This is a genomic window from Clostridium sp. CTA-7, from assembly GCF_054768095.1.
Genome location: NZ_BAAAAV010000005.1, coordinates 122,492 through 140,115, shown reverse-complemented (window position 1 = coordinate 140,115; position 17,624 = coordinate 122,492). Strand labels below are relative to the sequence as shown.

Here is a 17,624-nt window from a genome sequence, read left to right as displayed (position 1 = left end):
AAAATATGAATTATTTTGAAGAAAGTTTAAAATTACATGAAAACAATATAGGAAAAATAGAAATAAAATCAAAGATTAAAGTTGAAACAAGAGATGATTTAAGTTTAGCTTATACTCCAGGAGTTGCAGAACCATGTAGAAAAATTCATGAGAATGAAGAAAATGTTTATAAGTATACTTCAAAAGGAAATCTAGTTGCAGTAGTGACAGATGGAACAGCAGTATTAGGATTAGGAGATATAGGACCTAAGGCTGGATTACCAGTTATGGAAGGTAAAGCAATATTATTTAAAGAGTTCGCAGGGGTTGATGCATTCCCAATATGTCTAGATACAAAAGATGTTGATGAAATTGTAAAAGCTGTAAAGTTAATAGCACCAGGCTTCGGAGGAATCAATCTAGAAGACATTGGAGCTCCAAGATGCTTTGAAGTTGAAGAAAAATTAAAGAAAGAACTTGATATACCTGTATTCCACGATGATCAACATGGAACTGCAATAGTTGTTCTTGCAGGAATGATAAATGCATTAAAAGTTGTTAATAAAAAAATAGAAGACGTAAAGGTTGTTATAAATGGTGCAGGAGCAGCAGGAACTGCTATAGCTAAACTATTACTTTCTTCAGGAGTAAGGAATCTAATTGCATGTGATAGAATTGGCACTCTTTATAAAGGAATAGAAAATGTAGATGATGCTAAGAAGGAACTTGCAAAGATAACTAATCCAGAGAATATTCAAGGAAGTTTAGCTGATGCATTAGTGGGTGCAGACGTATTTATAGGAGTTTCAGCACCAGGAGTAGTAACTCAAGACATGGTAAGATCAATGAATAAGGATTCTATATTATTTGCAATGGCAAACCCAACACCTGAAATAATGCCAGATGAAGCAAAAGCAGCAGGAGCTAGAGTAATTGGAACAGGAAGATCAGACTTCCCTAACCAAGTTAATAATGTTCTTGCATTCCCAGGAATATTCAGAGGAGCATTAGATGTTAGGGCAAAAGAAATAAATGAAGAAATGAAAATTGCAGCAGCATATGCTATAGCTTCTATTATAAAAGATGAAGATTTAAATGAGGAAAATGTAATTCCATATGCATTAGACAAAACTGTTGCAGCTAATGTAGCTGAAGCAATAAAAGAAGCAGCAAGAAAAAGTGGAGTAGCAAGAGTATAAAAATTTAGAATAATGAACCGCTTGTAGAAATTCTACAAGCGGATAAAAGATAAATGGAGGGGTAAAAATGCAAATTCCAATTAAAAAAACACTTGATAAAATTCCAGGCGGTATGATGGTAGTCCCACTTTTTTTAGGGGTATTAGTTAATACATTTTTTCCACAATTTTTCGAGATTGGTGGTTTCACAACGGCATTATTCGGACCAAAGGCATCAACAACAATTTTGGCTTGTTTTATGTTCTTAATTGGTTCACAAATTAATTTCAAATTAGCACCAAAGGCAATAAAAAAAGGTGCAATATTAATATCAGGAAAATTTATAGTAGGTGCAGGTATTGGTATATTTGTAGGAAAAGTTTTTGGACCTGCAGGAGTATTAGGTTTATCACCATTAGCTATCCTTGCGGCATTAACAAATTGTAATGGTGGATTATATGCATCTCTTGCTTCACAGTATGGTGATGAAACAGATGTAGGAGCTTATGCTTTATTATCTTTAAAAGATGGCCCATTTTTCACATTAGTTGCATTAGGTGCATCAGGACTTGCTCAAGTTCCTTTTAAGGCACTTGTAGCAGTAATGATTCCAATAGTAGTAGGTATGATTTTAGGAAATATTGATCCTGATATGAGAAAATTCCTTGGAAGCAGTAAAATGTTATTAATTCCATTCTTCTCTTTCCCATTAGGTGCAGGAATGGATCTTAAAACTATTGTAGAAGCAGGAGGTCCTGGTATATTATTAGGAGTAATAGCTTCTTTAACAGGAATAGGAGCTTACGTATTATTGAAACTATTTAAAGAAGAACCTATAATTGGACTTGCAACAGGGTCAACAGCAGGAAATGCTGTAGCGACACCAGCTGCTGTTGCAGCTGCAGATCCAAGTATGGCTGTTGTGGCAACATTGGCAACTGCACAGGTTGCAGCAGCATGCGTGATTTCAGCAATCCTTTGTCCACTGATTGTAACTTATGCATTCAAACTACTCCAAAAAAATAAAATGAAAAAAATGAAGAATGAAGCAGTTGCATAAAAAATATTGATTAGATACTAAATTAAACACGGAAAAAGTAGGAGACAATTATGAATGAAGTACTATATAATGAGATTAGGATAGTCTCTTATATTAATTCTTCTAGGTTTACATAAGGTCTTCTACTATTCTGTGTTTTTTAGTTTCAAAATATAAATATAAAAACTTCAAAAGTTTATACATTTAAAATAGTTATGTTATAGCATTTTAATGTATTTTAATTAATAGAAAAGATATATTAAAATTGAGGTGATGAATATGAAAAAACCAATTAAATTGCAAACAAAGCTTACATTATTAGTTAGTGCAGTAGTGTTTGTTTCTATAATTATAATCATTTCTTTTGTCGCCTCGTGGATGACTGGAAATATTGAAAATAAGGCTAGAACTAATATTATGAATGTAGCTGAGATGGTGGCGCATTCTAGAGAGATAGTAGATGCATTGGAGGATAAGGATCCAAACCGAAAGATTGGACCTTATGTTAATATGCAGCTTAAACATTTAGAGCAAATTGAGTATATAATTGTAGTAGATATGGAGGGGATTAGATATTCTCATCCAAATCCTGAAATGATAGGGAAAAGCTTTGTTGGAGGAGATGAGTATAGAGTATCTCAAAAGGGAGAAACGTATATTTCTGAGGCTACGGGAACATTGGGAAAATCCTTAAGAGCTTTTGCTCCAATATATGATGAAGAAAACAAAAAAGAGATAGGTTTTGTTTGTGTAGGTACACTAACTCACAGTGTTGAAACAGCTAAGCATACAGCTATTTTATATATAATATTAATTGCAATTGGTGGATTGACGGTAGGTATAATAGGTGCATTTTTATTAGCAAATAATATAAAGAAAATTTTGATGGGACTTGAGCCGGATGAGATAACAAAGCTTTATAATGAAAGGATGGGAATTATTGATGCTATCCATGAGGGGTTAGTAGCTGTTGATCATATTGGTATAATTACTCTTATAAATGATTCAGCTTTAAAGATATTAAATCTTAAAAATGCTGTTAATAAAGAACAGATTATAGGGCATAATGTAGAAGAAGTTATTCCTAATACCCATATGATTAATGTATTAGAGACGGGAAAACCTGAGTTTGAAGAAGAGCAGAGAATAAATAACACAATAATAATGACTAATAGAATCCCTATAATTAATAGAGGGAAGGTTGTTGGAGCTATTGCTAGCTTTAGAGATAAAACTGAGGTGACTAGAATGGCTGAAGAGCTCACAGGTGCTAAAAAAATGGCATGGTCCTTAAGAGCTCAAAATCATGAATTTATGAATAAACTTCACACAATTGCAGGACTTATACAGCTAGAAGAATATACTGAAGCTCTACAATTTATAGCAGATGTGGCGAAGGTAAGAAATAATATAAGTAATATTCTAACAGAGAAAATAAAAGATCCTTCTTTATCAGCTTTGTTACTTGCAAAATATAATAAGGCTGAGGAATGTAGAGTTAAATTAAAAATAGATGAAAATTCAAAGCTTAAAAATTTACCAGAATGTATGTCTTCTGAAGAAATTGTATCAGTTGTGGGAAATTTAATAGAGAATTCTTTAGATGAAGTTAAAAATGATGGAACTGGATTAATATATATAAAAATAGTTGAAGATAAACATTTTTTAAATATAAAAGTGAAAGATAATGGTGGAGGAATTCCATTAGAGTATAGAGAAAAAATATATCAGCAAGGGTTCTCTACGAAGGAAGGACAGCGTGGACATGGTATGTATATTGTTAAAAAAATAATAGATGAAATGAAAGGTACAATAGAATTTCATGTAGATGAAGGTGTTCTTTGGAATATAGATATACCAATGGCAAGGAGTGATAAGTTTGATTGAAGTTATGATTATTGAAGATGATCCTATGGTTAGAGCAATAAATGTTAAGTTCTTAAAAAGAATAGAAGGATTTGTTTTATATAAAGCTGTTTCTAACCTTACTGATGCAAAAAAAGTTATATTAACTAAAAAACCTGATTTAATATTATTAGATGTGTACCTGCCTAAGGAAAATGGAATTGATTTATTAAAGTGGATAAGAGCACAAGAGATAGACATAGATATTATTTTAATTACTGCTGATAAATCTATTGAGAGAATACAAGAAGCTTTTAGGTATGGAGTTGTAGATTATCTAATTAAACCTTTTGACTTTGATAGATTTAAAGAGGCACTTTATCAATTTAAAGGTAGATATGATAAATTCAAAAATAATGATGAAATTGAACAAAAGGAATTAGATAAGTTGATAGCTAATTCAATTGTTTCCAAAAATGAAGAGGATTTTGCTAAGGGACTTAATAGATTCACATATAGATCTATATGGGATGAAATAGAAAAAAGTAATTATGAGGATTTGACAGCAGAATATTTAGCAGAAAAACTAGGTATAGCAAGAGTAACAGTTAGAAGATATCTTGAATATATGGAAAAAGAAAATAAAGTGGAAAAATTGGTGGAATACGGTAAGGTAGGTAGACCACAATATAAATATCACAAAATTTAAAAAAATCCATGGAATAAAATTATCATTTGATAGCTATTCCATGGATTTTTTAAGTGTCTATTTTTTGAGAATATTTATTTTTATATGATGTTCCCCATGGATTCTTATATAATAAAATTTGAACAATTGGTAATATTTACACAATGAAAATTTAATGATAGTATAAATTATAGGATAAATAGAAGTTATATTAAAAGAGCTTATAAGAATAGGAGAGGATTTAGATTGAAAGAGTATAAGGGGTATGGCCCAAATAAAGTAACTATTGATGGAGAAAAAGTATTAATTAAACAAGGGGTGCAAAAAGAAGAATGTACTATTAGTGATATTAGGAGTGTAAGTTTTGTGACACCAACATTGTTTAAAAATGGAAGCGTTGTAATCACTACGCAAAAAGGAACATATCCAATTTTTTTTCTAAAAAAGAGTTCAAATGAGTTCAAGGAGTTATATGATCTGATATATCAAAAAGTATATGTAAAAGGTAATGATTTTACGAGTGCTGGCAATTCAAAGGATGATAAGAAAAGAATTTCAAGAAATGCAAATGATATGTATCAATATTGTCTAGATAATAATTATGGAATGGGAACAGCAAAGAGTTGGGCATTAAAGCATTTTCAGTTAATAGAAAATTCCTTAAGTTCAGATGAAGAAATATTAATGTGCTTTATTGGTCTTCATAATTATGTTAATGGTAAACATGATTCTAATTTTGCCTATGCTGTTACTAACAAAAGGATCGTTATGGCACAAAAAAAGATGGTAGGAGAAATAATTCAAACTGTATCATTAAAAAATCTTAATGATATTACTATGACGACAGGTGCAATAACAGGTATTATTACTATAGATACTGTAAAAGAAACTTTTAATGTTGAAGTAAATAAAAGTGCAGCTAGAAATATTAATGATAAAATACATGAATTACTTTTAGAGGTACAAGAGTCTAAAACAAATCCAGTAGTACAACAAACAGGTTCAGGGCAAAATTATAGCTCAGCAGATGAAATTTTAAAATTCAAAGAATTATTGGATATGGGCGCTATTACAGAAGAGGAGTTTAATATTAAGAAAAAACAAATCCTTGGTATTTAATATACTTATAAAACTCTCAAAAAACTTTGTATAAAACATAGTTTATAATTAAAAATAGATAGTTGCTATTAAAGATTGAGTATTGCAATCATAACATAAACCCACGAGAATCTTAATATTAGATTTTCGTGGGTTATTCTTATTAATACCATTTTTATAATACTATCTCTTAACCATAAGCATTCATTTCAGTATTAGCTAAACTTTATAAAGTTATGTTCTTTAAATGAAGTTATAGAAAAATAGAAGGTAAAAATAATAGTACAACTCACAACAATAACTGGAAAAATATTGTATAATTTATTTATACTAATAAAATAAGAAGGAGGAATAATGGTGAAATGAAAAAATACAAACAAATTATAATAAGAAAAGTACTTTTATCAACGATAACTAGTCCTATATTTGTATTAATATATTGGGTTTCTTTCTACGAATTATATACATTATGTAGGTTTGGAAGATTTGATAACAATGTTACTGTGTTATTTATATGTATGCTATTCTTTTTAGGTTGTCTTATATATTTAATAATTAGAGTTAGAAGAAAGTCACTAACTATGCCACAATATATTATAGATAATTATGAGGTTTATGAGAATAGTATAAGTATTTTACAAGATAGAGAGATACGAGTAAACTTTCAAGATATAAAATCATTTAGTATAAATAAAAAATATGCATATATAGTACTTAAAAATAGAGACATTATAATTTTAAATATGATAAATAAAACTTCTGAAGATATAAGTATTATAAAGAAAGATTTAAATACAAGTGTAAGTGTATGGCATAAATCACTTTATAAAGTTATATGGAAATATATAGCTATAATTATTATAGTAATTGCAACATTATTTTATGGAGCAAAAATATATCGTAGTGCAATTAAATTTAATGGAAAGCTTTCATGGGTTTTACATGATTTAGAACATAAAAAGGAGATAAAACTTAAACATAATAATATATATGAAGATGGGATAGAAGGAGTATTTAAAGATATTAATGATAAACTTCATATGCCCAAAACTTTATATGTTTCTGATAGCTTTAGCCTTAATTTTGATTCTTATGGAACAATCAAATTCTTTGATGCTTTTCTATATGGCAAAAATGATAAAGGTGAACTAGAAAGTTATTTAATTTCATATAATAAAAGTAGGTCAAAAAAGATAATTGTATCTTTGGATGGTTACGTGAATCCAGATTTTAATGAGGATAAGCTTATAGAACCACTTATTAATACAATGAAGGTTATACCACTTAAGGACACGGTAAGTAAGTGGAATGAAAAGCAGTATGGTATTCTTTATTACGGTAAAAGAAGCTTTGGATTTAATACAAATGGAATTGTTTATATAGATTTAGAAGGAAATACAAAGTTAGCCGACAAAGTATCCTCAGAAATAATAGGATATACTGTTTCTATTTATGTGCCAGGAAAAGAGGATGTACTAACTCCTGCTAGATATAACTTAACAGAAGATTTAAATAACATTAAAAAAGATAAATTAAATAAAGAAGAAAGTAGGAAGCCTGCTAGCACAGCAAGGAGTGAAGATAAAGAGTTTTATTTATCAGACAATATTGGATATAAATTAAAAGTGGTAGGGGCTGCAGCAGGTAGTAGATTTTATTCTTTAGAAGAAACTAAGGATGGGGGAGCTACATGGAATATTATAAATGGAGATCCGTTTATGGGGAGAAGTGGTGGAGCATCAGGAGTAACATTTATAAATGAAGAGCTTGGATTTATAGCCTTATCTCGTAGTGGTGGTAGCTATGGGGATCTATATCGAACTAAAGATGGAGGATTATCTTTTGAAGAAATAGATATTCCTAAAATTGAGGTAACTCTTAATAATGGAAGTATTATATATCCCTTTGATTTTCCAGGAATGCCTTATGAAGAAAATGGAGTTCTTAATGTATTAGTTGGTCAAGGTTCTGATGGAGACCACAATGGAAACTCCAGTGCCTTATATCAATCAAAGGATCAGGGAATAACATGGGAATATGTTAAAGAGATTAAGAGGGAGTAAAAATAAAGAAGTGGATAAGTACAGAGAGATATATGTAGTAAGAGTGAAGCAAGCAAAAGGGTGTCGCGAAACGCGACATCCTTTATAAGTGCTTTTATGCTCAATATTCAATTATTACCTCAAGAACTCTCTAAAATTTTTGTTGAACGTTCAAAAGTAAAGATAGTTAGATATTGACTTTAGCTTAAAGGTAGGTCTTGTAAATGGGGAAAATGGATATGGGGACATCATATATTTTCTATGAATATATAGTTATAAATGTTTAATAATAGATTTTTATAAGCTATAATTACATTTATAATTAGCAAGTAATAGTAATTGAGCCCGTTAAATAGGAATTTGTAGCTTAGATATATTATATGTGCTCTCATAAGGGAAGTATAGTTTATAATTTTTTCTATAAACTCGCACCATATAACATAAGGCAGAGAAAAAATTATAAAAAATGCCTAAATAGAGTTTTTTATACAAATATAAAGTATTTATGATATATAAATATAGATTGCTTTTAGTTTAACTAAATAATTGATAGAAGGTGTGCTACTATGGAAATTGATAGATTATTAGGAATATTAAATATACTAGTTAATACAGACAGAATTACAATAAAAGAGCTGGTAGAAAGATTTGAAGTTTCTAAGCGTACAGTTTTTCGTGACTTGGATACATTAAATGAATCAGGAATTCCTATAATTACATATTCGGGTATTGGTGGCGGAGTATAAGTTGTTGAAGGATACAAGTATAAAAAAAGTATTTTTTCTAATAATGATATAAAAAATATTTTTACTGCACTTTCTGGGTTGATGAGCATTAATAGAAATAATGATCTAATAAATCTAATGGCAAAAATAATACCAAAAGAAACAAAAACTATATTTTCAGAAAGTGACTATTTAATTGATTTATCATCATGCTTTCAAGATATCATTACACAGGAAAAACTACTGGTTTGCATGAAGCGATAGAATATCATAAGTGTATTTGCCTTGAATATATTTCTAAAAGCTCTAGAAAAATGAGGATTATTCATCCATATAAACTTATTTTTAAGCAGTCATATTGGTATTTATATGGTTTTTGTGAAGATAATAATGAATTTCGTTTTTTTAAGGTTAATAGAATTGTTTCATATAGAATTCTGGATAAAAATTTTAATTGCAAGTCAATTGAAAAAATTGATTTTAGAAATGATTTCGGTACTGCTTTGTTTCCTCAGCAAGATTCAAAAACTTTATATAATGTTACATTAGAATATGACATTATTAATGAATTTTTTCTAACAGACAAAATTGATGCAAAATTTTTTCAGAGAAACAGCAATGAAGAAAAGGGATACATAATATTTCAAGTTAGTGATTTGGACTGGACTGCGGATTTTGTTATAAGCATGCAGGACAAAGTTAAAGTTATATCTCCACTACAATTAAAAGAAAAAGTAAAATTATGAATAAAGAAGATGAGTGAAATTTATAAAGGTGACACATAGGTGTCATCTTTTTTAATATACAATATCTTAGAAATGATAAATTTGGTACAACAGAATTTTAATATAGATATTAATTAGTAGCTAATGGAGCTAGTCTTAAGTAATTATTATATTTGCTTACGGCTAGTTTTATTAGTTGTTATTTTTATAGATAATTGGCTAAAATAGGACAAGCGTTATAATTCTATTATTGGAATATTAGTTTCTATTGCTGGTGGAACGATATGTTATATGGTATTAGTTCAACTAGTTTTTTAGAAAGTTTATATCGAGTATAAATAAAAAGCATCTTACAAATAGTACCATTTTTGTTTGGAGTGAATATCATGCTAATAGAAAGGAAGTGATTTAATTGAATTTTGATAGAGGCGAGAATTATAGCCTACAAAATTTATTCGATGAATGCAAAAGCTTAATAGACTTTCATATTATTTTAGTAATGAAAGATGGTAGTTCAGTGGAAGGAATCCTAGAAAATGTCGATTCTAATGGAATTATTATGTTAGTTGGTGAGGACGTAATGGATCTAGACGATATGCCTATGCCTGAGGGACAAAGGCAATTTGGTGGCCGTAGGGGAATGAGAAGGCGCAGGAGATTTAGACGTAGGGGCTTTCCATTTAATAATGTCCGTGGGGTATTCCCATTTTTCTTCCCATTTCCATTCTTTCCGATCTAAAGATAAAATTGTACATGTGATATAAATAGTTAGTTTATACTAAGTAGAATATATATTATATTGATTCCACTTTGGAGAATAAAAGTGAGCAGGCAAGATAATATATACTCTACTTTTTTATCTATATTGACTTGAAGTTAACTTTAAATATTAAAGTTTGGTATGAGTGAATATTTAAAAAATAGGCTCTGTTTTAAACCAGTGTTGATAATAGAACGTATAAAAGTGGACAAATTAATTTGTCCACTTTACTTCTTAATCCTAATAATTTAAGATTGTTCATAAATTCTAATTGATAAATTGGAATTTATCTATATGTTAAACTATATTATATTGATTAAAGTATCTAAACAAAGTTTTAGTGCATATTCAAATGAATCTCCACCCCAACTTCTTTCATCATATTTCTCAATATCAGCTAAACTGTCAGCTGTAAACAAAATTTCTCCCCATATTACCCCTCGCATCTGTGCACAAGCAGCTAATGCAGAACATTCCATTTCAACAACTGAGCAACCTTCTTCTTTTCGATATAATACCTTTTCTTTTGTTTCTCGAAAAAATCCATCCGTAGACCAGGATATAACCTCAGTATATTTTAGACCATGTTCTTTCAATGTTTTTTCGATTGCTCTTAATGCAGATTTGTTAACATCAACATAGCGTGATGGCATCATATAGTGATAAGATGTACTTTCATCTCTTAAAGCTTTTTTAGGAATAAGGAAAGTATTTTCAGGAAAATTCTCTAATGCTCCACACGAACCAGCAGAAATAATTTCCTTAACACCATAACCTATTAACCAATCTAATAACTGTGCTGCTGGTGCTGAACCCACTGGCGCTTGACACAAACAAATATTTTCTCCTCTATAGTTAGTTACATATATAGGGTATATTTTTGTTGCTGAAATAAAATTAGATACTTGTACACATTTATAATTTTTTGCATATTTATCTATATGTTCACCGAGAAATGCAAAAACAGCCTTTCGTGGTAGATGTAAGTCAAGTTTTTCGTGATTTGGCATAATAACCGATTTATGTTCTGTATCAAATTATAAAATTGGAATTTCGTTTTTTATAATACTCATATTTAAAATATTTCCTCCTTTAAATTCCAATTTAGGATGGGGTTGAATGTTAAAAAAGCAATCTGAATTTATATATATTAATGATAAACAGGTCATTTATAATTGGGAGATGAATATTATGAGATTATTTAATAAACTAGCAAAAGAACGAATGAAGAACTCAGCATCCACTAAAAAGGTTGTATGCCAATGCACGGTAGTTGAGAATATGATTAATGGCGAGAGCCATGGTGATTATATTGCGAATATTAATAGGCTCAATGATTTGGAAAAACAGGAGATAATTGAGTTTTATGCAGGAGATAGTTATATTAAGGATGTAGCGTTACATTGTGGAAAATAGGAATTTATTTATAGCATTTAGGAGGAATAGAGAATGGAATCATTGAGTAAAAGTTTAAGTGAGTATGGGAAACTATTACAAGAAATCAAATTGCAAAAAGCTTATAAAGGTTTGATTAAATAGATTGCAGGATTACGAAAACACTTTGAGGAAAAGTTCCATAAATATGAAGTATCAGATTAAAATGTCGCATCATTCAGAAATGAATTTGTGATATTTTTTATTCTCAAAGCTAAATAACAAATGAGTATAGATTACATTCTATTGAGAGGTAGAAATTAAGTTTTTGGAATCCAGCAAGAATGAGCGAAGATATATTAAAGAGATACGTGTAAGAAAAAGAAAAGTTTGAAAAAGTGTATGGCAAAAATTCATATGATTATTGTTATGATATATTTGGAGTACTAAAAAATGTTAAACAATATAAAAAAGTAGTATGAATTAAAAAAACAGGAACGTAGTTATTATGAAAACTTTAAAAGTAACTACAATAATTATAATTCATATGGTGACTATCATAGTAATAAACATAATAACCACAATGAAGAATATAAAAGTAAATATAAGAAACTATATGAAACTTTAGAAAGGCATATCACCCAAATATAGTAAAAGATGATGGGGAGATGATGAAAATAGTTAATAAGTTAAAAGAAGAATGGGGTATATAGTAGTTACCTAATAAATTTATGTAGTAACTACACCTAAATCATTGATATAACTAGCCTTTAAAGATGTTTTATGCTAAAACAAGCATAAACATAATAATTAAATAGAATTAGTACCCCACCATTTTAGTAGAAGGCTTTATATAAGAGACTGCGGGAAGTATATCAGTCTAAATTGAATATTATATTGTGGTCTTTTTATTTTTAATAAATATAAGAAATTTTATTAATCTAAACAATAAAATATGTTCTTTGAAAATTAAATAATACCATGAATTTATTCTATAATTTACTTATGATATATATTTCGAAGAGAATAGGAGATTGATAAATAGGAATTTGTCAAGGAAATTTAAGTATTATAAGATTGCAAATTAAGAGTATTTGATGTAAAATGTAATAAATTTAAATAATAACATCCAAAGATAAGGAGTAGTAGCTATATTAAGCTTCAATAAAGAGAGTTAGGGGTGGTGGAATCCTAACAAGAAGAGATTTAGTGAATGGACCTTTGAGGAACGATGAGAAATGATTATCAGAGTATCTAAGTGGTGGGCTGCATCTTATAGCAGATAGAGTATGGTAGTACTTGAAAAGGAGTGGTATAGTATATTTTACTATACAATTTAGGTGGCAACGCGGTTTATCTCCGTCCTATTTATTTAGGGCGGAGTTTTTATTTTGCAAAGAATTAAGGAGTGAATATTATGAGTAAAGAAATCATATTAACAGGTGATAGACCAACAGGGAAGTTGCATCTTGGACATTATGTAGGTTCATTAAAAAAGAGAGTAGATCTACAAAATAATGGGGATTACACAAGCTTTATAATGATAGCAGATCAACAAGCTTTAACTGATAATGCTAGGAATCCAGAGAAAATAAGAAAAAATTTAATAGAGGTAGCATTGGATTATTTAGCAGTAGGAATAGATCCTTTAAAATCTACAATATTTGTTCAATCATAAATACCAGAGTTAAACGAATTAACAATGCATTATCTAAATCTAGTTACAGTTTCAAGGCTTGAAAGAAATCCAACAGTGAAAAATGAAATAAAAGAAAAGAACTTTGAATTGAGTATTCCAGCAGGTTTCTTAACATATCCAGTAAGTCAAGCAGCAGATATAACAGCCTTTAAGGCTACTATAGTTCCAGTAGGAGAAGACCAACTACCTATGATAGAACAAACTAGAGAAATAGTAAGAAGCTTTAATAGTATTTACGGTAAAGAAATATTAGTAGAACCTAAGGCTATAATTCCCATAAATGGTATGGGAAGATTGCCAGGTGTCGATGGAAATTCAAAAATGAGTAAATCTCTAAATAACGCAATCTATTTATCTGATGAACCAGATATTATAGCTAAGAAGGTTATGGCAATGTATACAGATCCAAATCATATAAGAGTAGAAAATCCAGGTAAAGTTGAAGATAATCCTGTATTTACGTATTTAAATGCTTTCTGCAAGGATAAAGAAATTTTAAAAAATATGAAGGAGCATTATAGTAGAGGTGGACTCGGTGATGTAAAAGTAAAGAAATTCTTAAATGAAGTTTTACAAGCAGAGCTAGAACCAATTAGGGCTAGACGTAGGGAATTAGAAAAAAATATAGATTACATTTATAGTGTTTTACTTCAAGGGAGTAAAATATCAAGAGAAGTAGCTTCAAATACTTTAGATGAGGTTAGAGATGCTATTGGAATAAATTATTTTAAGTGATGTTGACTTTGTAAAGTGCTGGTTTGAGGATACAAAAGTGATGAGTACCGACTGCAGTAAAAAGTATGTTGTTTTTAATGAATAACATACTTTTTTTGTTATTAAAATTATTGTAAAAGCCTATGCAAAAATGTGTGTAAATTTTCTTTTGGTACCTCTCAAGTAAACTATTTTTATAATATTAGCTACACTTTTTCTGATGAGTGAATTATAAAAAGTTCTTCTTATTAAGATTAAAATGAATATATAGTTTTAGATATAAATAATATTATCTAGTAGGCACTAATATTATTCATAAAACTGGAATTGTTTACAGAAAAATTTGACAATAGATATTTAGAGTTTTATAATAATAATTATTAAGAAAGAGAAAAACTGGAATAATAGATATTAATTGGTATAGGGTATATAGCACATAAGGACATAACAACATAAGTTTTAGCTTGATTATTAGAATAGTGTATTTTGATATTAGACTTACATATTTTATAAATTTTAAAAGTTTATAAAAATTAAAATAAAACACTAAATAAAAGGAGGCAAGTTTATGTTTTTTAAGACTACAGAACAGCACGAAGCTTTTCGTGTGAAAATTAGAGAATTTGCAGAGACTGAAATAAAGCCTATAGCATTTATGTTGGACAAGGAAAGTAAATTCCCAGATGAGGCTATAGAAAAGTTGGGAGAAATGGGTGTATTAGGAACTCCTTATTCTGAGAAGTATGGTGGATTAGGTTTAGATGCACTTAGTTATGCCATTGCAGTTGAAGAGCTTTCTAGGGTTGATGGAGGTACAGGTGTAATTCTATCAGCCCATGTTTCATTAGGAACATATCCAATTTTTGCCTATGGAAATGAAGAGCAAAAGCAAAAATATTTAATTCCTTTAGCTAAAGGTGAAAAAATTGGTGCCTTTGGTTTAACCGAACCTAATGCTGGAAGTGATGCTGGTGGAACAGAAACTACTGCTGAACTAGAAGGCGATTATTATATTTTAAATGGTGGAAAGATTTTTATAACTAATGCAGATAAAGCTGATATTTATGTTGTATTTGCAGTAACAACTCCGGACATAGGAGTTAGGGGCATAAGTGCCTTTATAGTTGAAAAGGGATGGGAAGGATTTACCTTTGGTGATCATTATGATAAGTTGGGAATTCGCTCTTCTTCAACTGCTGAATTAATATTTAACAATGTTAAAGTGCCTAAGGAAAACTTATTAGGTGAAGAAGGACAAGGCTTTAAAATAGCTATGAAAACATTAGATGGTGGTCGTATAGGTATTGCAGCTCAAGCTCTAGGTATAGCTCAAGGAGCTTATGAAAATGCTTTAGAATATTCAAAGGAAAGAATACAATTTGGTAAACCAATCTGTCAACAACAAGTAATTTCATTTAAGTTAGCTGATATGGCAACAAAGCTAAGAGCAGCTAGATTTTTAGTATATAGTGCTGCTGAACTTAAGGAAAATCATGAACCTTATTCTATGGAAGCTGCTATGGCTAAACAATATGCCTCTGATATATGTTTAGAGGTTGTAAATGATGCATTACAAATATTTGGAGGATCTGGTTACCTTAAAGGAATGGATGTAGAAAGAGCATATCGTGATGCTAAAATTTGTACTATTTATGAAGGAACAAATGAGATTCAAAGAATGGTAATTGCATCTCACGTAATTGGTAAAATGCCTAAAAATAAAACTATAACTAAAAAATCTCCATATGGTGGAGTGACTGGTGCTCGTAAGAAGATGATTATGAAAGATGGAACAGCTGAAGAAAAAGTTGCTAAGCTTATAGAATCATTAAAAGCAGATGGTTATGACTTTACTGTTGGTATTGATATAAATACTCCAATATCCAAGGCAGACCGTGTTGTTAGTGTAGGTAAGGGAATTGGAGAAGAAAAAAATATGGAACTTGCTAAAGCTTTAGCTATTCAGGCTGGTGCAGCAATTGGTTCATCACGTCCTGTAGCTGAAACTTTAAAATATTTACCTTTAAATCGTTATGTTGGGATGTCAGGTCAAAAATTTAATGGAAATCTTTATATAGCATGTGGTATATCAGGTGCTGGACAACATTTAAAGGGGATAAAGGATGCTACTACGATAGTTGCTATTAATAATAATCCTAATGCTCCAATATTTAAGAACGCAGATTATGGTATTGTTGGAGACTTACTAGAAATAATGCCATTACTAACAGCTGCTTTAGATAATGGAGAACCAAAAAAGGAAGCACCTCCTATGAAGAAAATGAAAAAGTATGTTCCTAAAAAGACTATTCCTACTTGGAAGAGATATGTTTGTAATGGATGTGGCTATGAATATGACCCAGCAGTAGGGGATATAGAAAATGACATATCACCAGAAACTTTATTTGAATCTCTTCCAGAAGAGTGGATCTGTCCAGATTGTGGTGAAGAAAAATCTAATTTTATAGAGGTCTAATTTTATAGCAAAAATTTTAAGGTTTTTATAGCAAAAAGGAGGAGTAATTTATGTTTTGTGTTAGAAAAGTAACGGAAGACCTTTATTGGGTAGGCGGTAATGATAGGCGTCTAGCTCTTTTTGAAAATATTCATCCAATTTCAAGGGGTGTTTCATATAACTCATATTTACTATTAGATGAAAAAACTGTACTATTCGATACTGTGGATTGGTCAATTTGTAGACAGTTTTTAGAAAATGTACAAGCAGTTCTTGATGGTAGGCCACTTGATTATTTAGTGATAAATCATATGGAACCTGATCATGGAGCTTCTATTGAGGAAATAATATTACGTTATCCTAATGTCAAGATTATAAGCACTGAGAAAGCTTTTCTATTAATGAGGCAATTTGGATTCGAAATTGACGGAAGAATAGAGGAGGTTACTGAAGGAGATACAAAATCTTTTGGAAAGCATGAAGTAACATTTGTAGCTGCACCGATGGTACATTGGCCAGAAGCTATGGTTACCTTTGATACTACAAATGGTGTCCTTTTCTCAGCTGATGCATTTGGATCCTTTGGAGCATTAGATGGTAAGCTATTCAATGACGAAGTTGACTTTGACCGTGATTGGATTGATGACGCTAGAAGATATTATACAAATATTGTTGGAAAGTACGGAGCTCATGTTCAATCATTATTAAAAAAAGCAAGTGGACTTGATATTAAAATGATTTGTCCACTACATGGTCCAGTTTGGCGTACAGATCTTGGATATTTTATTGACAAGTATGATAAATGGAGTAGATATGAACCAGAAGAAAAAGCAGTAATGATAGTATATGCTTCAATGTATGGTAATACAGAAACTGCAGCTACCTCTTTAGCTACTAAATTTGTAGAAAGAGGCATAAAAGATGTAACTATGTATGATGTTTCAAGTACTCATGTATCTCAGCTAATTTCTGAGACCTTTAGAGTTAGTCATGTGGTTTTAGCTTCTGTAACTTATAATCTTGGAATTTATCCGCCTATGCATAATTATCTTATGGATATGAAGGCACTTAACCTTCAAAAAAGAACCTTTGCAATTATTGAAAATGGTTCCTGGGCATGTAAGTCTGGTAAGTTAATGAGTGAGTTCCTAGATGGAATGAAGGAAATGACAGTTCTAGAAGATAAAGTTTCACTTGTATCCTCTATGAATGAGGACAATGATATAGATATGGATTCACTTGTTGAAAGTGTTATAGAATCAATGCAATAGATATACTAAACATGCTATAAAATAAATTATGA

Annotated in this window: 13 protein-coding genes, 1 pseudogene and 1 other annotated feature; of the genes and pseudogenes, 13 read left to right on the top strand and 1 reads right to left on the bottom strand. The window is 30.0% G+C overall.

All coding sequences use genetic code 11. From position 1 onward, the window contains the following. The first annotated feature begins 5 nt into the window (after positions 1-5). The 9 genes from ACYUEX_RS11755 to ACYUEX_RS11715 all read left to right on the top strand — a co-directional run bounded on the left by ACYUEX_RS11755 (position 6) and on the right by ACYUEX_RS11715 (position 10,058). Positions 6-1,178, top strand: a complete 1,173-nt coding sequence (locus ACYUEX_RS11755; RefSeq protein WP_460288338.1) for an NAD(P)-dependent malic enzyme — start codon at positions 6-8, stop codon at positions 1,176-1,178. 67 nt (positions 1,179-1,245) lie between these two features. Then, positions 1,246-2,217 carry a 2-keto-3-deoxygluconate permease gene (locus ACYUEX_RS11750; RefSeq protein ID WP_460288337.1) on the top strand — a complete coding sequence of 324 codons (972 nt, stop codon included), beginning with the start codon at positions 1,246-1,248 and terminating at the stop codon, positions 2,215-2,217. Positions 2,218-2,475: 258 nt separating this feature from the next. Next, the gene (locus tag ACYUEX_RS11745; RefSeq protein ID WP_460288336.1) at positions 2,476-4,083 is read left to right on the top strand and encodes an ATP-binding protein; all 1,608 of its coding nucleotides are present in this window, start codon (positions 2,476-2,478) and stop codon (positions 4,081-4,083) included. Further along, positions 4,076-4,750 (top strand): response regulator, encoded by a 675-nt coding sequence (locus ACYUEX_RS11740; RefSeq protein WP_460288334.1) that lies wholly within the window; start codon positions 4,076-4,078, stop codon positions 4,748-4,750. The genes ACYUEX_RS11745 and ACYUEX_RS11740 overlap by 8 nt, the downstream gene beginning before the upstream one ends. Positions 4,751-4,975: 225 nt before the next feature. After that, entirely contained in the window at positions 4,976-5,848 is an 873-nt protein-coding gene (locus ACYUEX_RS11735) for a PH domain-containing protein (RefSeq protein WP_460288333.1), read from the top strand. A gap of 341 nt (positions 5,849-6,189) precedes the next feature. Next, on the top strand, positions 6,190-7,890 hold the full coding sequence (locus ACYUEX_RS11730) for a hypothetical protein (RefSeq protein WP_460288332.1): 1,701 nt from the start codon (positions 6,190-6,192) through the stop codon (positions 7,888-7,890). 545 nt (positions 7,891-8,435) lie between these two features. Beyond that, entirely contained in the window at positions 8,436-8,615 is a 180-nt protein-coding gene (locus ACYUEX_RS11725) for a helix-turn-helix transcriptional regulator (RefSeq protein WP_460288331.1), read from the top strand. 188 nt (positions 8,616-8,803) lie between these two features. After that, complete coding sequence (locus tag ACYUEX_RS11720) at positions 8,804-9,340, top strand: WYL domain-containing protein (protein ID WP_460288330.1); 537 nt, start codon at positions 8,804-8,806, stop codon at positions 9,338-9,340. Between the two features lie 391 nt (positions 9,341-9,731). Next, positions 9,732-10,058 (top strand): hypothetical protein, encoded by a 327-nt coding sequence (locus tag ACYUEX_RS11715; protein WP_460288329.1) that lies wholly within the window; start codon positions 9,732-9,734, stop codon positions 10,056-10,058. Positions 10,059-10,381: 323 nt separating this feature from the next. On the opposite strand, the gene ACYUEX_RS11710 is transcribed toward ACYUEX_RS11715, so the two are convergent. Continuing rightward, a complete protein-coding gene (locus ACYUEX_RS11710; protein WP_460288328.1) occupies positions 10,382-11,089 on the bottom strand; it encodes a nucleoside phosphorylase in 708 nt (235 codons plus the stop codon). Between the two features lie 109 nt (positions 11,090-11,198). Here ACYUEX_RS11710 and ACYUEX_RS11705 point away from each other — a divergent pair, with 109 nt between their 5' ends. From ACYUEX_RS11705 to ACYUEX_RS11690, 4 genes and pseudogenes are all read left to right on the top strand, one after another. Further along, complete coding sequence (locus tag ACYUEX_RS11705) at positions 11,199-11,495, top strand: hypothetical protein (protein WP_460288327.1); 297 nt, start codon at positions 11,199-11,201, stop codon at positions 11,493-11,495. Positions 11,496-12,576: 1,081 nt separating this feature from the next. After that, positions 12,577-12,823, top strand: a binding site (T-box leader). Positions 12,824-12,870: 47 nt separating this feature from the next. Continuing rightward, positions 12,871-13,887, top strand: a pseudogene (gene trpS / locus ACYUEX_RS11700) (tryptophan--tRNA ligase). Between the two features lie 547 nt (positions 13,888-14,434). Next, a complete protein-coding gene (locus ACYUEX_RS11695; protein WP_460288326.1) occupies positions 14,435-16,342 on the top strand; it encodes an acyl-CoA dehydrogenase family protein in 1,908 nt (635 codons plus the stop codon). 50 nt (positions 16,343-16,392) lie between these two features. Continuing rightward, the gene (locus ACYUEX_RS11690; protein ID WP_460288325.1) at positions 16,393-17,592 is read left to right on the top strand and encodes an FprA family A-type flavoprotein; all 1,200 of its coding nucleotides are present in this window, start codon (positions 16,393-16,395) and stop codon (positions 17,590-17,592) included. Positions 17,593-17,624 lie beyond the last annotated feature (32 nt).